Origin of the sequence: Paenibacillus sanguinis 2301083 = DSM 16941 (assembly GCF_000374825.1) — a bacterium.
GTDB lineage: Bacteria > Bacillota > Bacilli > Paenibacillales > Paenibacillaceae > Fontibacillus > Fontibacillus sanguinis.
Genome location: NZ_KB895384.1, coordinates 143,094 through 161,436, shown reverse-complemented (window position 1 = coordinate 161,436; position 18,343 = coordinate 143,094). Strand labels below are relative to the sequence as shown.

Sequence of the window (18,343 nt, the reverse complement as noted above, 5' to 3'; positions counted from 1 at the left end):
TTTAGAAATACGATGATTATTTGACAGATCCTTGCGCAAAGCCGTTATAAATATATTTTTGCAGGGAGACAAAGGCGATCAGGATCGGCACAATGGTAATCATTATACCTGCGCAAATCACTTCCCATTGCGAGCCGTACGGTCCTTTGAATTTAAACAATGCGGTTGAAAGCACCTGCAAATCCTCGCTTGGCATATACAGGAACGGTGTATAGAAATCGTTATATATGTTGACACCCTTCACGATAATGACCGTCACGATAGCCGGCGCCAGCAGCGGTAAAATGATTTTACCGAAAATTGTAAAATAGGACGCTCCATCCAGCATGGCCGATTCGTCCAGCGATTCCGAGATAGAATCCAAAAATTGCATAAAAATGTATACGGCAATGATGTCCGTGCCAAGATACAGCAAAATCGGAGCGAAGCGCGTGTCTACCAGATGCAGAAAGTTGATGATCCGGAAGGTCGCAACTTGCGTAGTAACGCTTGGAATCAAGGTTGCCAGCAAAAAGGCTCCCATTAACAGCTTGCTGCCGCGAAACTTGAAGCGGCTCAGCACATAGGCGATCATCGAGCCAAGCAGCGTAGCGCCAATAATCGAAATTACGACGATGATCAAGGTGTTGCCAAAGCCAAGCAGCATTTTCCCATTGATAAACGCCTTGGAATAGTTGGCAAAATTCAGCCAGTTCTCCGGGGGAGTCAGGGGACTAGTTACGCCGTATTCCTTGTTTGTTTTAAAAGAGGCGAAAAATACAACAACGATCGGCACCAGCGCAGCAAAAGCGCCAAGCAGCAAGCTCGCATATTTAAAGAAGGAAGCGGCGAAATTCTTCAGTCGGTACATGGCTTATTTCTCCTCCTTAATCAACAAGCGCTGCAGCAGCGTCACTAAAATGACGATAAACAGCAGAACAACCGCCATGGCGGAAGCAAGTCCCAGCTTGTTATATTTGAACGCCGTGGTGACAGTCTGAATGACAAACGTATTACTTCCGTTTGAGCCACCCGTCATGATATACGGAATATCGAAGGCGCTAATTGCGCCGCTAATCGCTAGAATCAGATTTAATTGCAAAATCTTCATAATACTCGGCAAGATAATGTGGCGAAATTGATGCCAGCGGTTGGCCCCGTCAATTTCGGCGGCTTCATATATGTCCGAGCCGATGGACGAGATTGCGCCAAGGAAGATAATAAAGTTGAAGCCCATATATCTCCATAAAGATGCACCAGCCAATGAAATGTTAATAATGCTGGGGTTCTTGAGCCAGCCCTGGGTGTAAGCACCAAGCCCCACCGATTGCATCAGGGTATCCAGCGTGCCGTCGGGCCGGAAAAAGAATAGAAAGATAAAGCCGATGGCCACCCCATTTAGCAAATAAGGGAAAAACAGCACCCCTTTAAAAAAGTTTTTAAGCCGAACCTTGAAGCTTAGAATAGTGGCAAAATACAAGGCTAAGGCCATCTGCACGAAAGTCGCTCCAAAATAATACAAGCTGACCTTGAAGACAGAAAAATATTTAGAATCCGTAAAAATCGTTTTATAGTTTTCCAAACCTACAAAATTGTAGTGTTTGCTATAACCGTTCCAATCCGTAAAGCTGTATTTAAACATATTGAATACTGGCAAATAAGCAAACGTGAACAGTAGAACGACCGGAATTAACGAAAAGGCTAAAATAATGACCTTTCTTTGTGTCTTGTAGCTCAGGTTTTTGAACACATCCACACCTCCAAATCCACAATCTGTATATCTTGTTTAGCTAACAAGGAAGGGAAACGCACATCAAGCGCGTCTCCCTCAGCTTGAGCTAATTTCTTGAAACTGTTGCGTGCTATGGCCTATTGGACAAACTTGGCACGGGACTTGACCCAAGCGTCGTTCAAATCCTGCATAATTTCATCATAGGTTTCTGTGGTGTTGCCAATAGCAGCTTCAATAATCCGTTTCTTGAACTCCGGCTGCCAGAGTCCGATTTCCCCATCTTTATCAATTTTATCGACTAAACCCTCTTGCCCTGGCTTCGCAGGAGTTTGGAGTTCAAACCTCACTTCTGTGCCCTCAAATTGCTTCAAGGTTTCAGGAAGCGGAGCGTCTATAACCGGACTCATGCCTCCAGCCTGCTCTGTCGGATATCCGGATTCTTGAACAAACCAGTCAATCCAGGCGCGAGCAGCGGCTTTATTTTTACTGTGTTTGCTGATCCCAACTGTATAATCGTCAGCCAAAGGCATAATGATCTCTTTCGCATTCGTCGGGAACGGCATATATGCAATGTCAGCCTTGTTCTCGGTTAGCCCTTGCACTTGGCTAATTGCCCAGGACCCTACCACCATCGCGCCAATTTTGCCGTTGGCCATATCAGCCTTGGAAGTCTCCCAGTTCGTGGTCATCGGATCATCCTCGATCAAGCCTTGCTTGGCCGCATCATACATAATCTTGTACAGCTCGTAATGCGGCTGTCCGGGAACAAAGTTGTCATCCGTATTAGGCTGCGTAACATTCACGTAATCGACGTCGCCGGCTACCGAAGTCAGGACAGCTTCCCACTGTGTCAACGGCCAGCTGTCCGCATAGTTGGTATACAGTGGAACAGCATCACCCTTATCCTTTATCTTCTGCAATGCATCTAAAAATTCATCCGGCGTGCTTGGCGCTTTCGTGATGCCCGCCTCTTCAAATACTTTCTTGTTATACAGAACACCGGAGAAATTCACGGCAATCGGAATACCATAGACGTTACCATCAACCGTTCTTTCCTCCAGACCGATATATTGCTTGCTCAGCTCCTCCAGTGTCCCCAGCGGCTCGAAAAATTCCGGCGTATCCGCCAGCGGAATACTGGTCGGCAGCAAGAGCACATCGCCATAATCATCAGAGTTCATCCGTACCGTGATTTGCCCCTCATAATCGGACAAAGCCTGAAAGTTCACCTTCACGTCAGGGTATTTTTTATTAAACTCGACAGCATAGTCTTTGAACACCGTGTCTACGATGTCTGTTCTCTGTGTAATGACCGTAATCTCTCCCGAAATATCCCCGCCTGTCTGCTGCTCCTGTCCAGCTCCATTGTTGCTCTTGTTATCTCCTCCCGCGTTGCCGCCGCAGCCAGCCAACATAGCCACCAGAAGAAGCATGGCCATAAATCCCGTTAAAATTTTATTTTTCTGCACTTGATTAGCCCCTTTCTCTTTAATTAAGTTATCGATTAGCTAATAAAATATTAATATGAATGCGCTTTCTAGTCAATGACTAAATTTAAAATAATTTTCTCCGCGCTGTATATGTTAAGTTATTATTAACTTTTTTTCGTATTATTCCATAAGCTTATCTTTATATTCGCCGATACTATCATGTATACTGAATGTGAATTATGCCTGATTTCTTGGGCCACGATGAACGGGATGGTGAATTGAAATTCATGAAGAACAACGTAACAATGAAAGATATCGCCAGTGAATTGGGAGTTAGCAGCGTAACGGTCTCCAAGGCGCTAAACGATAAAGAAGGGGTTAGCGACAACCTCAAGCTAAAAATTAAAAAGGTGGCCAGTGAAATGGGCTACCGATTTAATTCTGCTGCGAAATCTATAAAAGAAGGGCTCTCCTACAATATAGGTGTAATGATTCCACAACGGTTCACAGGGCCGCAGGAATCGTTCTACCTGCAGGTTTATCAGCAAATTGCCATCCAGTTGGATCACTACGGATATTTTGGCATACTGAATATTTTGAGTCATGAAGACGAGGAAGCCTTGAGTTTCCCACGAGTATACAGTGAAAAAAAAGTAGACGGCATTATTGTGCTGGGCCAGATCAGCAAGCAATACATCGAGATCGTACAAAATATGAATTTGCCCAAGCTGTTTCTTGATTTTTATGACGAGCATGCCGGCATTGACTCGATTGTTACCGACAACTTCTACGGCGCGTACGAAATTACTAATTATTTGATACAGTGCGGACATCGCCATATCGCCTATGTTGGCAATATTTACTCTACCAGCAGCATTCAGGATCGATATCTTGGCTACTATAAATCTTTACTTGAGCACGGGATGGCAATCGATCAACGGCTGCTGCTGAACGACCGGGATGAGCAAGGCCAATACATCGATATTGCATTCCCTGAACAAATGCCCACCGCTTTTGTATGCAATTGCGATCAGGTCGCTTATAACCTGTGCGAACGCTTGATCAGTATGGGCTATCGCATACCGGAAGACTGCTCCGTGGTTGGCTTTGATAATGATGTGTATGCAACACTGGCCAATCCCCAGTTGACTACGGTCGAGGTGGATATTGAGCAAATGGCCCGAATAGCCGTGAAATCAATCATGGATAAAGTAACGAATCCTCATCGCCGCATCGGCCGGGTGCTGGTGCATGGGAAAATTATTTATCGCAACTCCGTGAAAATTATCCACGATTCCAAATAAAAGTATTGAATTCTTCTGTGCACTAGATATATAGTTATGGCATGCTCAATTTTGTTATTAATTTATAAATAACAAATGCTAACAAAATAACAAAGAGGTGAATGCCAAGCATGAATCTAGTGGATCCTTATGTAGCTGGAATGACGTGGGGCTTCATGGGAGTTCGAGGTACCTGGAATCAGGAAGCTGCGGGCCGCTCCATGGAGATGATGGTGCAATCCACCGGCATCAATTGGACGGCTATCGCCTTCTCTGCCCTGCAAGCGACAGCCTTTTCGACGGCAATCCCCTATTGGCAAGAGCCAACGGTGAGCGATGAAGAAGTCAGATGGGCGATCCGCAAAGCCAAGACATTGGGTTTAAAGGTATGCCTGAAGCCGATTGTCAACTGCGCGGACGGCACTTGGCGCGCACATATTAATTTTTTCGATAAGGATGTGCCGTGCGAGCCCAAATGGTCAGACTGGTTCGCCTCCTACCGAGCTTACATTTTGCATTTTGCCCAAATCGCTCAGGAAACGGACTGCGAAATGCTGTGCATCGGCTGTGAAATGGTACAGACTGACAAACGCGAGCTGGAATGGCGGGAGCTGATTGCCGAGGTCAGACAAGTCTACAACGGCCCTATCACCTATAACTGCGACAAATATCAGGAGGATAACGTCGCCTGGTGGGATGCTGTAGATATAATCAGTTCCAGCGGATACTATCCGATTGGGGACTGGGAACATCAGCTGGACCGCATCGAGCAGGTTGTTCAAAAATTTGGAAAGCCCTTTCTTTTTATGGAGGCAGGCTGCCCTAGCCGGACTGGATCGGCGAATATCCCAAATGATTGGACATGGCAGGGGCAGACGAACCAGCTTGAACAAGCTGATTATTATCGGGCTATGCTAAGCGCCTGCGAACCGCGCACCTGGATGCGTGGCTTCATGCTGTGGGATTGGCCGACACAGCTTTATTCGCTTGAGGAAGCTGCCCAAGATGACGGCTACTGTGTATACGGGAAGCAGGCGGAAGCTGTTGTGGCCGAAGCATATGCTGCCAGATTAAGATGAAAAATTGTAAGGAGGTCGGCGTCAATGGATAAATCCATTTGGATGAAACAGTTGCGGCAGGAGCTGCAACACCATATTTTGCCATTTTGGATCGACCATACTATCGATCCAGAGCATGGCGGATTTATCGGTTATATCGATCAGCAAATGAAAGCTGATCCCTTGGCTGATAAGGGGCTCGTGTTGAACGCTCGAATTTTGTGGACCTTTGCTTCGGCCTACCGCTTTTCCCCACAAACTGAATATGTGCAGACCGCTCAGCGTGCCTACACTTATCTGATGGAGCATTTTCTGGATCGCGAGTATGGCGGATTGTTCTGGATGGTTGATTACCAGGGGAAACCCACGCAAGATAAGAAGCAGATTTATGGCCAAGCCTTTGTAATCTATGCCTTGGCGGAATATGTGCTTGCTTCCTCCAGCCAGGATGCACTGGATATGGCGATAGAAATTTACCATCTGCTGGAGAAGCACAGCTATGATCCTGTTCATCAGGGATACATTGAAGCGCTATCCCGGGATTGGAAACAAACGGACAATTTCAGTCTTAGCGATAAAGATTTAAATGAGATGAAATCGATGAATACGCATCTGCATATCCTTGAGGCCTACACTAATCTGTACCGGGTGTGGAAGTCTCCGGAACTGCAGCAGAGTCTGTCCGAACTGATCAAGATCACGCTGGAGCATATTATCGACCCGCAAACCGCTCATTTCCGCCTGTTTTTCGATGAAGCCTGGCAGATTAAAAGCTCTCATATCTCCTATGGGCATGATATCGAAGGCAGCTGGCTGCTGGTAGAAGCCGCCGAGACGCTTGGCGATCCCGCTTTGCTGGCGCGCGTCAAGCATACAGCGGTTGCGATGGCACAGGCTGTATATCAGGAAGGCATAGACCAGGATGGCGGCATTTGGAATGAAGCGGATCAAACGGGGCTAACGGATCAGAACAAGGACTGGTGGCCACAAGCCGAAGCGATGGTGGGCTTCTATAATGCCTATCAGTTAACGGGAGAACAGAAATACCGCGAAGCTGCCGCAAGCTCCTGGAGCTTTATCCAGCAATATTTAATTGACCGCAAGCATGGGGAATGGTTCTGGGGAATCGGGCCGGATGGACAGCCACTGACCAGCGAGCCAAAGGTCAGCTCGTGGAAGTGTCCTTACCATAATGGACGCGCTTGTCTCGAAATGCTGATACGGCTGGAGCTTGAGTAACTAGTAATATAAAATGGCTTAATCAAAAAATCAGTGTTTGCCAACATGGATGTATAGAGCGTAGGGTCGTAGGGATTCTGGAGAAACTTAAAGCCTTGAGCCTATAAAATTATTTAATCTGGAGGAAAGACGCATGAGCTTATTTGAGGAAAGAAAGCAGCAGCTAACCGCACGTTATGAACAGTTAATTAACCGCCGCAACGAACAGCTGCCCTGCGGCAATGGAATTTATGACCGCTACCGCTATCCGGTTTTGACTGCCGAGCACGCGCCTCTCATCTGGAAATACGATTTCAATCCGCAGACTAACCCTTATTTCTCGGAGCGCCTGGGTGTCAACGGAGTTTTTAACCCCGGGGCTATTGAATTAAACGGCAAATTTTATTTGGCGGCTCGCGTTGAAGGGGTAGACCGAAAATCATTTTTCGCCATAGCCGAGAGCGACAACGGCATTGACGGCTTCCGCTTCTGGAATCGTCCAATCGTTATGCCGGAGACGGAGGACCCGGATATCAACGTGTACGATATGCGGCTTGTTCAGCATGAAGACGGATGGATTTATGGCCTCTTCTGCACCGAACGCAAGGACCCCGCCGCTCCGCAAGGCGATCTGTCCAGCGCCATTGCTCAATGCGGCATTGCCCGCACCAAGGACCTGATCACATGGGAGCGGCTGGATGATTTAAAGACGCGTTCTCCGCAGCAACGAAATGTTGTATTGCATCCCGAGTTCGTCAATGGAAAATATGCATTCTACACCCGGCCGCAGGATGGCTTCATCGATACAGGCTCGGGCGGCGGCATTGGCTGGGGGCTGTCTGACTCCATTGAGCATGCCGTTATTGACCAGGAGATTATCGTCGATGATCGCAAATATCACACTATTAAAGAGGTGAAAAACGGACAAGGTCCCGCCCCCATCAAAACTGCCAAGGGGTGGCTGCATATCGCTCACGGAGTGCGGGGAACGGCAGCCGGGCTTCGCTATGTATTGTACGCCTTTCTGACCGACCTGCATGAACCGCATCGTGTTACCCATCGGCCTGGCGGACATCTCATTGCTCCAGAAGGAGAAGAACGGGTTGGCGACGTGTCCAACGTAGTATTTTGCAACGGAGTTATCGCCCGTGCTAACGGAGATGTGTATATTTATTATGCCTCTTCAGACACCCGCGTCCATGTGGCAACCACAACCATCGACCGTCTTCTCGATTACGTGCTTCATACACCGGAAGACCCGCTGCGCTCCTATGCCTGTGTGCAGCAGCGACTGGAGCTCATCGCTCGCAATGAACAACAAACCGCGATGCAGTGATCGAACAGCTCCAAAAAGCGTGCAAGCCGTGAACATCATGTTCGGTCTGCACGCTTTTTTTATACTTAATTAGTAGTTGTTCCAGGCTCCGACGTGGACATGCGATAGATGGCATCTACCGTAATCAGCACCTTCTCCTGTCGGGCTGACGGCTCAGCGAGCCGTTCCAGCAGCCTCCTCACTGCCCGCTGCCCCAGTTCCTCCTTCGGTACGTTAACTGTTGTCATTGCCGGAACATGCTGGGCTGCATCCGCGATATTATCGAAGCCGCTTACTGCAACCTCATCAGGTACGGATATACCGGCTTCCTTCAAAACTGAACAGGCGCTCAAAGCTACCGCATCGTTCACGCATACCAATGCTGTCGGCAGCGTTCCCGCAGCTCTGCGCTGCTGCACCCATTCAGACAGGTCCTCCCGATAAGCTCCAGTCTCAATCCCCTCCAGCTTGAGCATCGGATCATCTCCTGACTGAGGGGTAAGTCCATTCTCTTCCAGCGCACTGCGAAAGCCAAGCCAACGATCCCGAAAGCTTCTGGAAAAAGAGGAGTTGCCCAAAAAATGCAGTTGCCTGTGACCAAGACCAAGCAAATAATTTGTCAGCCGGGCCATCCCATCCAAATTGTTCGCAAAGATCGTGTCGCTGGGAATGAGCGGGTCCTCATGGTCAACCAGCACCATTGTCAGGCCCAGCCGATGCGCCTCAAGCAGAAATGGAGTTGCGATATGCCCAACGCCGATCATTCCGAGAATGCCGGCTGGATTCAAAATGTGCACAAAGTGGTCGCTTTGGGGATCGGAAACGATGACCATTCCCAGTTCCTGTGCTTCCAGTTCTTTGGAAATCCCCTCCAGCAGCCGTCCCCAATACAAAGAATCCTTGTTCTGATAACGAATATTAGGCATCAGCACGAGCACAGACTGCTTGCCTGCCTGTGCTAGCCCGCCCGAAGCTGCCGGCGGATTCATCGTATTTTTGACATACCCGTTTTTCTGATTGAAGTACCCCAGCCGTGAAGCCGCCTGAATCACTCGCTCCCTGGTTGTTTCATTCACGCCCCCTTTACCGGATAAAGCCTTGGAAACGACGAATTTCGACACCCCCAGATGGTCGGCAATTTGCTGCATCGTAATTTTCTTCAAAATTCATGACCTCCGGTCGATCCGTAACACTAACGGTTATAATAACAAGCTAACAATATTATAACATAGGCAAGCACGTTATTCGTTCGGATCAAACCATGAAGCGACCCAGTGAATGCTTTGCTGCGAGACACGCTGCAATAAATGGGCAACTTTGTCGGCAAAACGGTCCACAGTTGGTGCTGAAGGAGGCGGCAGCAATAAATCTGCGGGCGTTTGCATCACCATGTTTCCGCTATAAGCTTCCTCTGTCGCTTCGCCCGCGTAGTCCTGCTTCGGGGGAACCAAGGCCTGCGGCTGGCCTGCGGCAAGAGGAGCGTTGCCCTGCACCATAATGTCTCCTTGCCCGTTGGTCCATACGTAGGCAGGATTCCAGCCCTGGGCTATCTGCTGAGTGGAGGCTGTTCTGTTCGCATCAAAGGAAGGTCCATAGATCGAGGCTGTTCCATTCTCTGCTAGCTGCATGCCAAGCGTCACTCCCCCGACTAGTAAAAAGCCATATAATAAAGTGTTACGCAGCATTTTCGCCATAGCAGCCCATCTCCTTCAATTACGATTTTTGGTTGGATGCCCCTTCGGTTGTTCCGGCATCTCCGCTCCGCGTCAACGTGCCAGCCTTCTCGGCATCCTGGCTCTCCCAATACAGATCAGCAATAATACTAGCCAATACTTTGGCCGTACGTTCCAATTCATCCTGGCTGTTATCGATGCCGCCAACTTCAATCAGAATGCTGTTGGGAGACAATGACTGATTATATTCTCCGTTGCCCTGCGAGGATGTCTTTCCCCAAATGCCCCGTGAAATGCCGGGGTAGCTCCGCTCCAGCCGATCATGAATCGAGCTTGCAAACTTCTCGTTCTCTCTCCAGTTCTCGTTGCCATGACCGATGATAAAATAAACCTGCGCATAATTGAGTCCGTCGATAGATGTTGTTGTCTTATCGTGACGCTGCGAATCCCGGTGAATATCGATGAAATATTCGAGCTTGCCGTTCTCAGCCATAGCTCGTTTGACCGTCTCTCGTGAATATTTATATGAGTAGTTATAGCTATAATTGCTTACCTTGGACGCATAATTCTCGAAGGAGTGCAGGGCAGCAACCCCTTTACGCTCCAATTCCTTCGTCAAAGCCTCTCCTACCAGCCCTACATTCTTCATATTTTCTGCCGAGCTGGGATTGTCTATGTCTGTGCCCAGCACGGGGTTAAAGGATTCCTGAGGATGTGAATGGTAGACCATAACAATGTTCTTGCTCCCCGGCTTCACGGAAGGCTTCCCGTTATCCTCTCCAACACCATTATCCGGCGGGGTGGGCGGAGGGACTTCACTTCCATCTTCCTCCCCTGGTTCTACACCAGGATCATGTCCCTCATCCGGATCGGAATGATCCGGCGCGCTTCCATCTGCTCCTGTACCAGGCCGGTAATCCTCAGGCGCGCGCGCTGTGTGATTGCCTGAGCCCGTCCGCAGCAGAATCGGATGATCAGCTCCAAGTCCCGGCACCTCTCTGGCTACCAGACTTTTGGGGTCCGCGGGATTCACATCAGTCAAGAGCTGAAATACAAAATTCGTCATTTGCTTCCCCGAAATGGTGGGGGTCTGCTTCTCGCTCGCCACATGGGGAACCTCCATGCCAACCATATCCATAAAAAAACCGCTGGACAACGAAGCTGCCAGGCCTTTCATAGAAGACACCGGCGATGTATTCAGGCTTTTCTCGGCAATTCCCAAGACGCCCAGCATGATAAAGAAGATCATCGACATGACCGACAACAGCGCGAAGGTCCGTCCTAGCGCTAACGCATGCAGCAGATTTCGTCTCATCTTTCCCAGGTTCCAAGCTTTGAATTTCATAAGTAAAACCTCCTCCAGCCGCTTTCAAACTGTATACTCCAAATCTATGAACCTAGTTTGGCGGCTAGAACCCGGAATCTCATAAAAAAAAGAAATCCGCTAGATTTGCGGATTTCCATATATTCGCGACTCGCTTTATTTTAATAATTATGTTCAAAAAGTCAGACTTTCAGCATCACTACCTCTAAATTAATGGGTATAGGAGGCTACATTATCCGGAGTTACCGCCTCATGCAGCGCAATATTAAGTCCGCTGGCAATCACGTTAGCTACATCTTCGATGAATTCGTCAATTTCCTTCGGCGTGACGATAAGGTCATGCCCCAGTGGCTCCAGAACCTCTTTGACCAGTCCCAGGCGTTCTCCTTCACCCAAATCATTAAGCATGCCCATGATCTGTTTGGTCGGAGCCTCGCCGTCACCATTTTCCTGGTTGAAGTGATTTTTCATTAAATCAAATACATTATTAACGATAGTGGACGCGTAGCAGACGGTGGGAACCCCAATCGCAATACAGGGCACTCCCAGTATTTCCTGGGTAAGCCCCCGCCGCTTGTTGCCGATACCCGATCCCGGATGTATGCCGATATCGGCGATCTGGATCGTCGTATTGACCCGTTCCAGAGAGCGGGATGCCAGCGCATCGATCGCAATAATCAAATCTGGCTTCGTCCGGTCGACGATGCCCTGAACCACTTCACTGGATTCAATGCCCGTAATTCCCAACACTCCCGGCGCAATCGCACTCACCTCGCGATAACCCGGGGCTACCTGGTCAGGTGTCAGTTCAAAATAATGCCTGGTCACTACGATATTTTCCACGACCAAAGGCCCCAGCGCATCCGGTGTAACGTTCCAGTTGCCTAAGCCTACGATTAAAGCCTTGGCTCCGGGGGCAACGCCAATCCTCGGCAGGAATGCTGTTAGTTCTTGGGCAAACGCAGCGGATACCCTCTCTTGAAGCTCCGTGTCTTTCGTCCGCAAGCCAGGCACCTCCAGCGTAATGTAATGCCCCTGGATTCGCCCTATTTGCTTGGAGGCAGCCTCGCTGGTTACGTCCAACCGAGTTATTTTAATGCCAGCATCCAGCTCTTCAACCTGCTCATGAACACCCGGTACAGGCCCGCCATGGGCTGTCTCCGCCATTTCCTTCGACTCGACAGCAAGATCAGTGCGTACGGAAAATTTGCGCAAATCCAAATTCATGCCATAAGACCTCCATTTGCTCTTGTTGCCTTTATTGTGCGGGAGAGGGAATCCGTTTATACCCTTTATTTTGCAAATTACAGCGACGCCTCCATAAACTGATCCCTATAAAGCACCCGCACTCAAGATTACGGGTCTGATTCCTTACAGCGGATAGGACAATGTGACGATCTTATATGGTCCTACTTCATAAGCCTTACCTTGATTCATCAACTCATGTCTGCGTTCTAACACATCACTAACATAGATATCGCCTGTACCATGTGCAAGCTCAGTTGTAAGTGGAACCGTAGCTTTGCCAAGATTATAGAATCTGGCAATTACATCTGAAGTGCCTTCACTTAATTTAAAGGTTGAAAATGCAAGAGATGCTTCGGCTTCATTCCAGCTTAACCAGCTATACGTGGTTGGTAATGTTCCATGCCCAAGCTCTGTTTGCGCCGCAGTCCAAGGAATTTGGAATTGATAGGCTAACGCATAAGCGTGAGAACTAATCCCATCCTCAGCATGAGGAATAATTGCATATTCCACAGCCTGCTCTCCTAGACACTGTGCTTCTGGTGTTTCAAACACACCCCAGTCACCTAACTCAGAAACGGCACGCAACAAGGTCACAGCAATGGTATTTTCCTCGCCTTGGAGCACTTCATATTCTTGAAGCCCTTTGTTTGCAATAGTTAACCCCCGATTTTGCTCATGCACACTAACAAAAGCACCTTGGTGCTGACAATTACTTGGGTTAATCCATTCCTTGGCAGGCTGCGTATTACGTTGTGCTACCTCAAAAATAGAATCTGCATAGTGATGCTCACTTCTTAGTCCAGTTGGGAACAATGCGCGTAAGCGATGATCCTTAGCCTGATTATTGAAGCTTGTTTTCACCTTCACTAGCCTACTATTCCCTTCTAGCGTATATCTAGTAGTAATTGTGAAAGGAATCATTTCAGTCGTTCTTACTGCTGTCCGGTCTCTAAATGGTACAAATTCACGTTTTTCCTCAACAAATTTCTCATTTGCAGAAGCTGGGATTTCCCAAGCCAAGACCGCTTCAATGACTGCACGTACTGCACTTTGCTCAACAACAGTCACTTGTGCGTTTAACCCTTTTGTTGTGAGTGCAACCTCACCATCAGGTTGACGGTACACATATTCGTTCCCGATGTCCCCTGTGTTTTCAAATGCATTCAGTCCAGTATAAGTATGCCCACTAACTTTATCTTGCAAAGTTAATGTACCATCTCCTTCTACCGTTGCACGTAGCTTGCTGTTTTCCATCGTGTGTCCATCTACTTGCACACTAGCTTCTGGCATTACAGAAGATACTGATTTTCCATATGCAAATACTTTATAACCTAATGCAGGAATTTCACTTGCAAGCAAGGTCACCTTCACCTTGCGAGCCATATAAGGCTGGCGGAAGCGATCCTTAGGTAATTCATAATCAAAATGAACTCCTAAATCTTCAATTTGTGCGGGTACAATGTCTCCATTTGCATCCATAATCACATTATTGTCGAGTGCAATTTGTTTTAATTCCTGTGCCAACGCTTGCGGAGAAGGACCCTCTGGGAAGTATTTCTTAGCTACAACTAATTCAACCTCCACAGCACCACTTCGTGTCCAGCCTGCTGTATTAAATACCGTGAATGGAATATCATTGCCATCCCAAGCCTCAACATCCAGTGTATTAATTTGCTTGACTATTTTTGAAGTTGCTTCATGGATGAGTGATTCTGCTACATTGCGGCTCTTTAAGAAACGAGTCTCCATCTCCTGATGCACTTCATCGACACTACATCCACAAATACTGTCATGGGGATGATTTTGCATCAACGTTTTCCATGCATAGGTCAGCTCATCATGTGGATATGCCGCATTAGCGTCAAGATGTGCAAATACGGCTAGTGGTTCTGCAACCTTTTCAAGCAAAGTCTGTGCTTGCTGGTTCATTTGCTTCAAGTACACACGAGCAGAAGCTGTATTCACCAAAGTTCCCCAGCCATCGGTATGCTGACTACGCAATTCACCTTCAATGACGGTGAGATCAGAGGGTACAGCTTTTGCCACATCCGCAATGTATTCGTCAAAGTTAGAATGTTTAAACCGGATGTCTGGATACAACTCCGATGCTGTCTCAATGGCTTTAGACAAATCAGTCTGAATCGGCTGATGATCGCAACCATTCATGAACAGCAAGTGAGGCGTAGAAGCAAACTGCTCTGCATCCTTGAGATTTTTATCCCAGTATGCTTGCGCAGCCTCCTTGTCCACAGGAACTTCCATTCCGTTACAATACCAATTGGCAAATAGAATACCGAGTACCTGTGAACCATCTGGTGACTGCCAGATCATTTCAGAATACGGGGATTCATAGGTATCAGACTCTCCAACTGTATTGTTGAAGCCTGTTGGCTTCACGCCGCGTCCAAACACCGCATTATTAATACCTGCTTGCTCCATAATCTGCGGGGCTTGTCCCATATTCCCGAACGAATCCGGGAAATACCCTACTTTAGAGATAACGCCATACTTGGCAGCGTCCTTGTGCCCTGTTAACAAGTTGCGGATGTTTGCCTCGCTGCTTGTGAGAAACTCATCCTGCAAAATATACCATGGACCAATATGAATACGTCCTTCTTTAATATGGCGTTCTAGCCGCTCGCGTTGATTCGGACGAACCTGCAAATAGTCCTCAATTACAATCGTTTGTCCATCTAAATGAAAGTACTTGTAATTTGGATCGGAATCAAGTGTATCCAGCAAGGTATCCATTAGTTCAACTAATAGCATATGATGGTATTCAAAGGGCATGTACCACTCCCGATCCCAGTGCGTATGGGAGATAATGTGCGCCGTTTTTTTCTGGGTCAACATATTCAACTCCTCTGTAGCTTATCAAAATCACAAATGTCTACCTTAGCCCTTCGTAGCTCCACCCATGCTAAAGCCTTTAGACATATAGCGTTGTGAGAAGATATATAACACGACGGATGGCATTGTATACAATAGTGAGAATGCTGCTAGACGGCCATATTCAACCATGCCATGACTTCCAAAAAATTGATAAATAAGTACAGAAGCAGGCAGTTTTTCTGGTGTTTGCAGCAAAATGTACGGAACAAAGAAATTACCCCAGCTTCCAGAGAAGGTAAAGATCGCAATGGTTGCAATACCTGGAACCATCAATGGAGCTACAATTTTCCGTAATCCAGTCCCTACAGACGCCCCATCAATCCAAGAGGATTCCTCAAGATCAATCGGAACAGAATCCATAAAATTCTTCATCATCCAGATACCATAAGGCAAGGAGGACGCAGTTAGGAACAGCATGGTAGCAAAAATGGAGTTTTGTAATTTCAAAAATAAGAACAATTGGAATACAGGAACCATTACTGCTGTAATTGGCAGCGCGGTCATGAATAATATACCGAGTAAGAAGCTTTTTTTAAACTTCATCTCATATCTCGACAGCGGATATGCAGCCAAGGCAGATACAATGACGACTAACGTTGCCTGACCACCAGAGAGCAGAAGTCCCACTCCAAAAGATCGAATGTTTGCAGAATCACTGAGCACATCTTTAAAGTTATTTAGCGTAAATGTATCCGGTATTTTAATTCCTTGCTGAGCGTGAGGATCAAAGGATGCTAACACGATCCACAGCAATGGGACAAGGAAACATATTGCGATAAATACTAATACTCCATATTGAATTTGTTTATGAATGCGATGTTTTTGAAACATTTTCGCTCACCTCCCCTAGCCTATACTTTGACTTTCATGCTTCTCATGTACAACAAGCTTGCTATGATACCAATAAACAAGAGCACCAAGGAAATTGCTGTACCATATCCGAACTGATAATTCACAAACGCTTGATTGTACATAAATATTGGCAAGGTTTGCGTAGAATTACCTGGTCCACCGCCTGTCATTGTATAGATCAAAGTAAACACCCCGAGCGTGGATAACGTTACTAGCATCATGTTCGTCACGATAGAGCCTTTAACCATTGGAAGCGTAATATGACGCAAGGTTTGGAATGAATTTGCCCCATCAATTGTTGCAGCTTCCTCAACATCCTTAGGAATATCGTCTAAGGCAGATTGGTATACCATCATAGAGAAGGCAGTGCCATGCCATATATTCGCAATTACAACTGTGGTCATCGGGAATGTAAATAACCAAGATACCGGGGTTAGTCCCACAGTCTCCAGAACACTATTCAAAGTACCTGTATCACCAAAAAACGCAACCATACAGAAGGCAACAACAATTTCAGGCGTTACCCAACCTGCGATTACGATAATACCAACAAATCGTCTAAACGTAACATTTTTCTCTTTCATCAATAACGCAATAATAAAGCCTAATACTACCTGTCCAATGACAGCAGACAAAAATAGGAATACTAATGTACGATACACACTGATTTTAAAATCCGGGTCCTGAAACATATTTGCAAAGTTCTGGAACCCTACAAATTCTAAGCTTTTTGCTGCTGCTCCCGTCAATGACATATTCGTAAAAGCAAAACCAAAGGTCAGAAAAATCGGGATGACGAAAAAGATAAGCAACAGGATAATTGATGGAAATAAGAATAGGAATGCTTGTAATCCTTTTCCCCTATGTCTGTCCATGTCATTCTCTCCATTCACAAGCGGATAGAGGGATAGCTGCTTATAAGCTTTATCCCTCTATTCCTTTTTTAGGAAATGCTATATTTCATACTATTTTTGTTCAACTGCATCTGCACCAGCAACACGAGTTACATTATCCGTAAATTGCTTGATTGCATCTTCAGGTGTTAACTTACCAGAAGCAATACTTTCTACGATGCTTTGGATTTGTGTAGATACAGAAGCATATTGATCGTTAGTTGGACGGAAATGAGCAGTGTTCAAGAAAGATTGTGCTTCTTTAATAAACGGACGATCCAAGTATCCGCCGACTTCTACAGAATCCATACGTGGGCTTAATGCACCTTCAGCTACAACACGAGCGGTTGCATTTTCTTTATTCATAATGAACTGCAGGAATTTCCAAGAAGCGTCCTTGTGTTTACCATTTGCCGGAATGGACCATGCCCATCCACCAGACATTGTTGTCGCACCAGGCTCTTGACCATGTTGAGTAGGCATTGCAACAAAGCCCATTTTCTCAGTTACATTTTCAATTGGTGCAGCACCGTCAGGACCCCAGGTTGATCCTGCCCAGCTACCATCAAGGGCAATCGCCATTTTATCTTGTGGCAGCAATTGTTCAAACGCCATGCTTCCTGCTTGTCCACTAAGTGCAATTTGCAAGGATGGACCTGTTTTGTCTACGTTGAATACTTGGTTAATAAATTTGAAGGAATCTAACAAGCCTGGGCTGTTCACGATCCATTTTTTCGTTTCAGCGTTGTATAGCTCATCTTCTGTTCCATAGAGTAGCATTTCCAATGTTTGCATCGTTACACCTTCGCCGCTTGCTTTACCAACAGTCATGTGCATCGGTGTTACATCTGGCAATTTTGCCTTAATTGTACGGGCTGCTTCTAACACATCTTCCCAAGTTTTAGGCTCCCAAGGCACAGGAAGCCCTGCTTGTTTGAATAGATCCTTGTTATACCACAACCCACGAGTATCGGATGTTGCAGGAATACCGTAGATTTTACCGTCTTCCCCAGTTACACCTTCTTTAAGATTAGGAATGATGTTAATCCAATCAGACCAGCCTTCAACCTGAGTATCTAACGGTTCTAAATATCCTGCTAGTGCATCTGATTTCAGAATAGAAGTATCTTCTGCAATCAAATCAGGAGAAGTATCACTTGATTTCATTTGCAATACCACTTTAGAGAAGTAGTCGCCTTCACTTGCAAGAATTGGAGACAAGTTGATTTTGATATCTGGATTTTGTTTTTCAAATTCTTCAACTAGACCGGATTTAAAATATTTGTTTAAGGAATCATCAGAACCAGTGGAACGAAATGTGACGGTAACCTCTTGCTTTCCGCCTGCATCATCTTTACTGTTGCTTGAGCTTGAGCACGCAGTTGTAAATACCATAAGTGCTGCAAGGATAAGCATGAGAGAAGCCTTGAATTTGTTAGATATCAT

Annotated in this window: 15 protein-coding genes; 4 read left to right on the top strand and 11 right to left on the bottom strand. The window is 46.6% G+C overall.

Annotated elements, in window-relative coordinates:
- Positions 1 to 16: 16 nt before the first annotated feature.
- The 3 genes from C557_RS0115230 to C557_RS0115220 all read right to left on the bottom strand — a co-directional run bounded on the left by C557_RS0115230 (position 17) and on the right by C557_RS0115220 (position 3,180).
- Complete coding sequence (locus tag C557_RS0115230) at positions 17 to 850, bottom strand: carbohydrate ABC transporter permease (protein WP_018752749.1); 834 nt, start codon at positions 848 to 850, stop codon at positions 17 to 19.
- 3 nt (positions 851 to 853) lie between these two features.
- Positions 854 to 1,729 (bottom strand): carbohydrate ABC transporter permease, encoded by an 876-nt coding sequence (locus C557_RS0115225; protein WP_018752748.1) that lies wholly within the window; start codon positions 1,727 to 1,729, stop codon positions 854 to 856.
- Between the two features lie 119 nt (positions 1,730 to 1,848).
- Entirely contained in the window at positions 1,849 to 3,180 is a 1,332-nt protein-coding gene (locus C557_RS0115220; protein ID WP_018752747.1) for an ABC transporter substrate-binding protein, read from the bottom strand.
- A 248-nt stretch (positions 3,181 to 3,428) separates the two neighbouring features.
- On the opposite strand from C557_RS0115220, the gene C557_RS0115215 reads away from it, so the two are divergent.
- The 4 genes from C557_RS0115215 (at position 3,429) to C557_RS0115200 (ending at position 8,036) form a co-directional block, all read left to right on the top strand.
- The gene (locus C557_RS0115215; protein WP_040677128.1) at positions 3,429 to 4,445 is read left to right on the top strand and encodes a substrate-binding domain-containing protein; all 1,017 of its coding nucleotides are present in this window, start codon (positions 3,429 to 3,431) and stop codon (positions 4,443 to 4,445) included.
- 110 nt (positions 4,446 to 4,555) lie between these two features.
- Positions 4,556 to 5,503: a glycoside hydrolase family 113 gene (locus C557_RS0115210; RefSeq protein WP_018752745.1), complete on the top strand. Its 948-nt coding sequence runs from the start codon at positions 4,556 to 4,558 to the stop codon at positions 5,501 to 5,503.
- Positions 5,504 to 5,527: 24 nt separating this feature from the next.
- Positions 5,528 to 6,721, top strand: a complete 1,194-nt coding sequence (locus C557_RS0115205; protein WP_018752744.1) for an AGE family epimerase/isomerase — start codon at positions 5,528 to 5,530, stop codon at positions 6,719 to 6,721.
- Positions 6,722 to 6,854: 133 nt separating this feature from the next.
- Positions 6,855 to 8,036 (top strand): glycoside hydrolase family 130 protein, encoded by a 1,182-nt coding sequence (locus tag C557_RS0115200; protein ID WP_018752743.1) that lies wholly within the window; start codon positions 6,855 to 6,857, stop codon positions 8,034 to 8,036.
- Positions 8,037 to 8,101: 65 nt separating this feature from the next.
- On the opposite strand, the gene C557_RS0115195 is transcribed toward C557_RS0115200, so the two are convergent.
- The 8 genes from C557_RS0115195 to C557_RS0115160 form a co-directional block, all read right to left on the bottom strand.
- A complete protein-coding gene (locus tag C557_RS0115195) occupies positions 8,102 to 9,178 on the bottom strand; it encodes a substrate-binding domain-containing protein (protein ID WP_018752742.1) in 1,077 nt (358 codons plus the stop codon).
- Between the two features lie 78 nt (positions 9,179 to 9,256).
- A complete protein-coding gene (locus C557_RS0115190) occupies positions 9,257 to 9,709 on the bottom strand; it encodes a hypothetical protein (protein WP_018752741.1) in 453 nt (150 codons plus the stop codon).
- 19 nt (positions 9,710 to 9,728) lie between these two features.
- A complete protein-coding gene (locus C557_RS0115185) occupies positions 9,729 to 11,033 on the bottom strand; it encodes a stage II sporulation protein P (protein ID WP_018752740.1) in 1,305 nt (434 codons plus the stop codon).
- 189 nt (positions 11,034 to 11,222) lie between these two features.
- Positions 11,223 to 12,239: a GPR endopeptidase gene (gene gpr, locus C557_RS0115180; RefSeq protein WP_018752739.1), complete on the bottom strand. Its 1,017-nt coding sequence runs from the start codon at positions 12,237 to 12,239 to the stop codon at positions 11,223 to 11,225.
- A gap of 144 nt (positions 12,240 to 12,383) precedes the next feature.
- The gene (locus C557_RS0115175) at positions 12,384 to 15,113 is read right to left on the bottom strand and encodes an alpha-mannosidase (RefSeq protein WP_018752738.1); all 2,730 of its coding nucleotides are present in this window, start codon (positions 15,111 to 15,113) and stop codon (positions 12,384 to 12,386) included.
- A 42-nt stretch (positions 15,114 to 15,155) separates the two neighbouring features.
- Positions 15,156 to 15,983 carry a carbohydrate ABC transporter permease gene (locus C557_RS0115170; protein WP_018752737.1) on the bottom strand — a complete coding sequence of 276 codons (828 nt, stop codon included), beginning with the start codon at positions 15,981 to 15,983 and terminating at the stop codon, positions 15,156 to 15,158.
- Between the two features lie 20 nt (positions 15,984 to 16,003).
- The gene (locus tag C557_RS0115165) at positions 16,004 to 16,879 is read right to left on the bottom strand and encodes a carbohydrate ABC transporter permease (RefSeq protein WP_018752736.1); all 876 of its coding nucleotides are present in this window, start codon (positions 16,877 to 16,879) and stop codon (positions 16,004 to 16,006) included.
- A gap of 90 nt (positions 16,880 to 16,969) precedes the next feature.
- On the bottom strand, positions 16,970 to 18,343 hold the full coding sequence (locus C557_RS0115160) for an extracellular solute-binding protein (protein WP_018752735.1): 1,374 nt from the start codon (positions 18,341 to 18,343) through the stop codon (positions 16,970 to 16,972).

What these genes read in the sequence shown, in the direction of transcription:
- C557_RS0115215 (WP_040677128.1), top strand. Translation starts at nt 3,429, where the DNA reads ATGAAGAACAACGTAACAATGAAAGATATCGCCAGTGAATTGGGAGTT.
- C557_RS0115165 (WP_018752736.1), bottom strand. Translation starts at nt 16,879, where the DNA reads ATGGACAGACATAGGGGAAAAGGATTACAAGCATTCCTATTCTTATTT.
- C557_RS0115230 (WP_018752749.1), bottom strand. Translation starts at nt 850, where the DNA reads ATGTACCGACTGAAGAATTTCGCCGCTTCCTTCTTTAAATATGCGAGC.
- C557_RS0115160 (WP_018752735.1), bottom strand. Translation starts at nt 18,343, where the DNA reads ATGATATCTAACAAATTCAAGGCTTCTCTCATGCTTATCCTTGCAGCA.
- C557_RS0115205 (WP_018752744.1), top strand. Translation starts at nt 5,528, where the DNA reads ATGGATAAATCCATTTGGATGAAACAGTTGCGGCAGGAGCTGCAACAC.
- C557_RS0115170 (WP_018752737.1), bottom strand. Translation starts at nt 15,983, where the DNA reads ATGTTTCAAAAACATCGCATTCATAAACAAATTCAATATGGAGTATTA.
- gpr (WP_018752739.1), bottom strand. Translation starts at nt 12,239, where the DNA reads ATGAATTTGGATTTGCGCAAATTTTCCGTACGCACTGATCTTGCTGTC.
- C557_RS0115210 (WP_018752745.1), top strand. Translation starts at nt 4,556, where the DNA reads ATGAATCTAGTGGATCCTTATGTAGCTGGAATGACGTGGGGCTTCATG.
- C557_RS0115200 (WP_018752743.1), top strand. Translation starts at nt 6,855, where the DNA reads ATGAGCTTATTTGAGGAAAGAAAGCAGCAGCTAACCGCACGTTATGAA.
- C557_RS0115190 (WP_018752741.1), bottom strand. Translation starts at nt 9,709, where the DNA reads ATGGCGAAAATGCTGCGTAACACTTTATTATATGGCTTTTTACTAGTC.
- C557_RS0115185 (WP_018752740.1), bottom strand. Translation starts at nt 11,033, where the DNA reads ATGAAATTCAAAGCTTGGAACCTGGGAAAGATGAGACGAAATCTGCTG.
- C557_RS0115175 (WP_018752738.1), bottom strand. Translation starts at nt 15,113, where the DNA reads ATGTTGACCCAGAAAAAAACGGCGCACATTATCTCCCATACGCACTGG.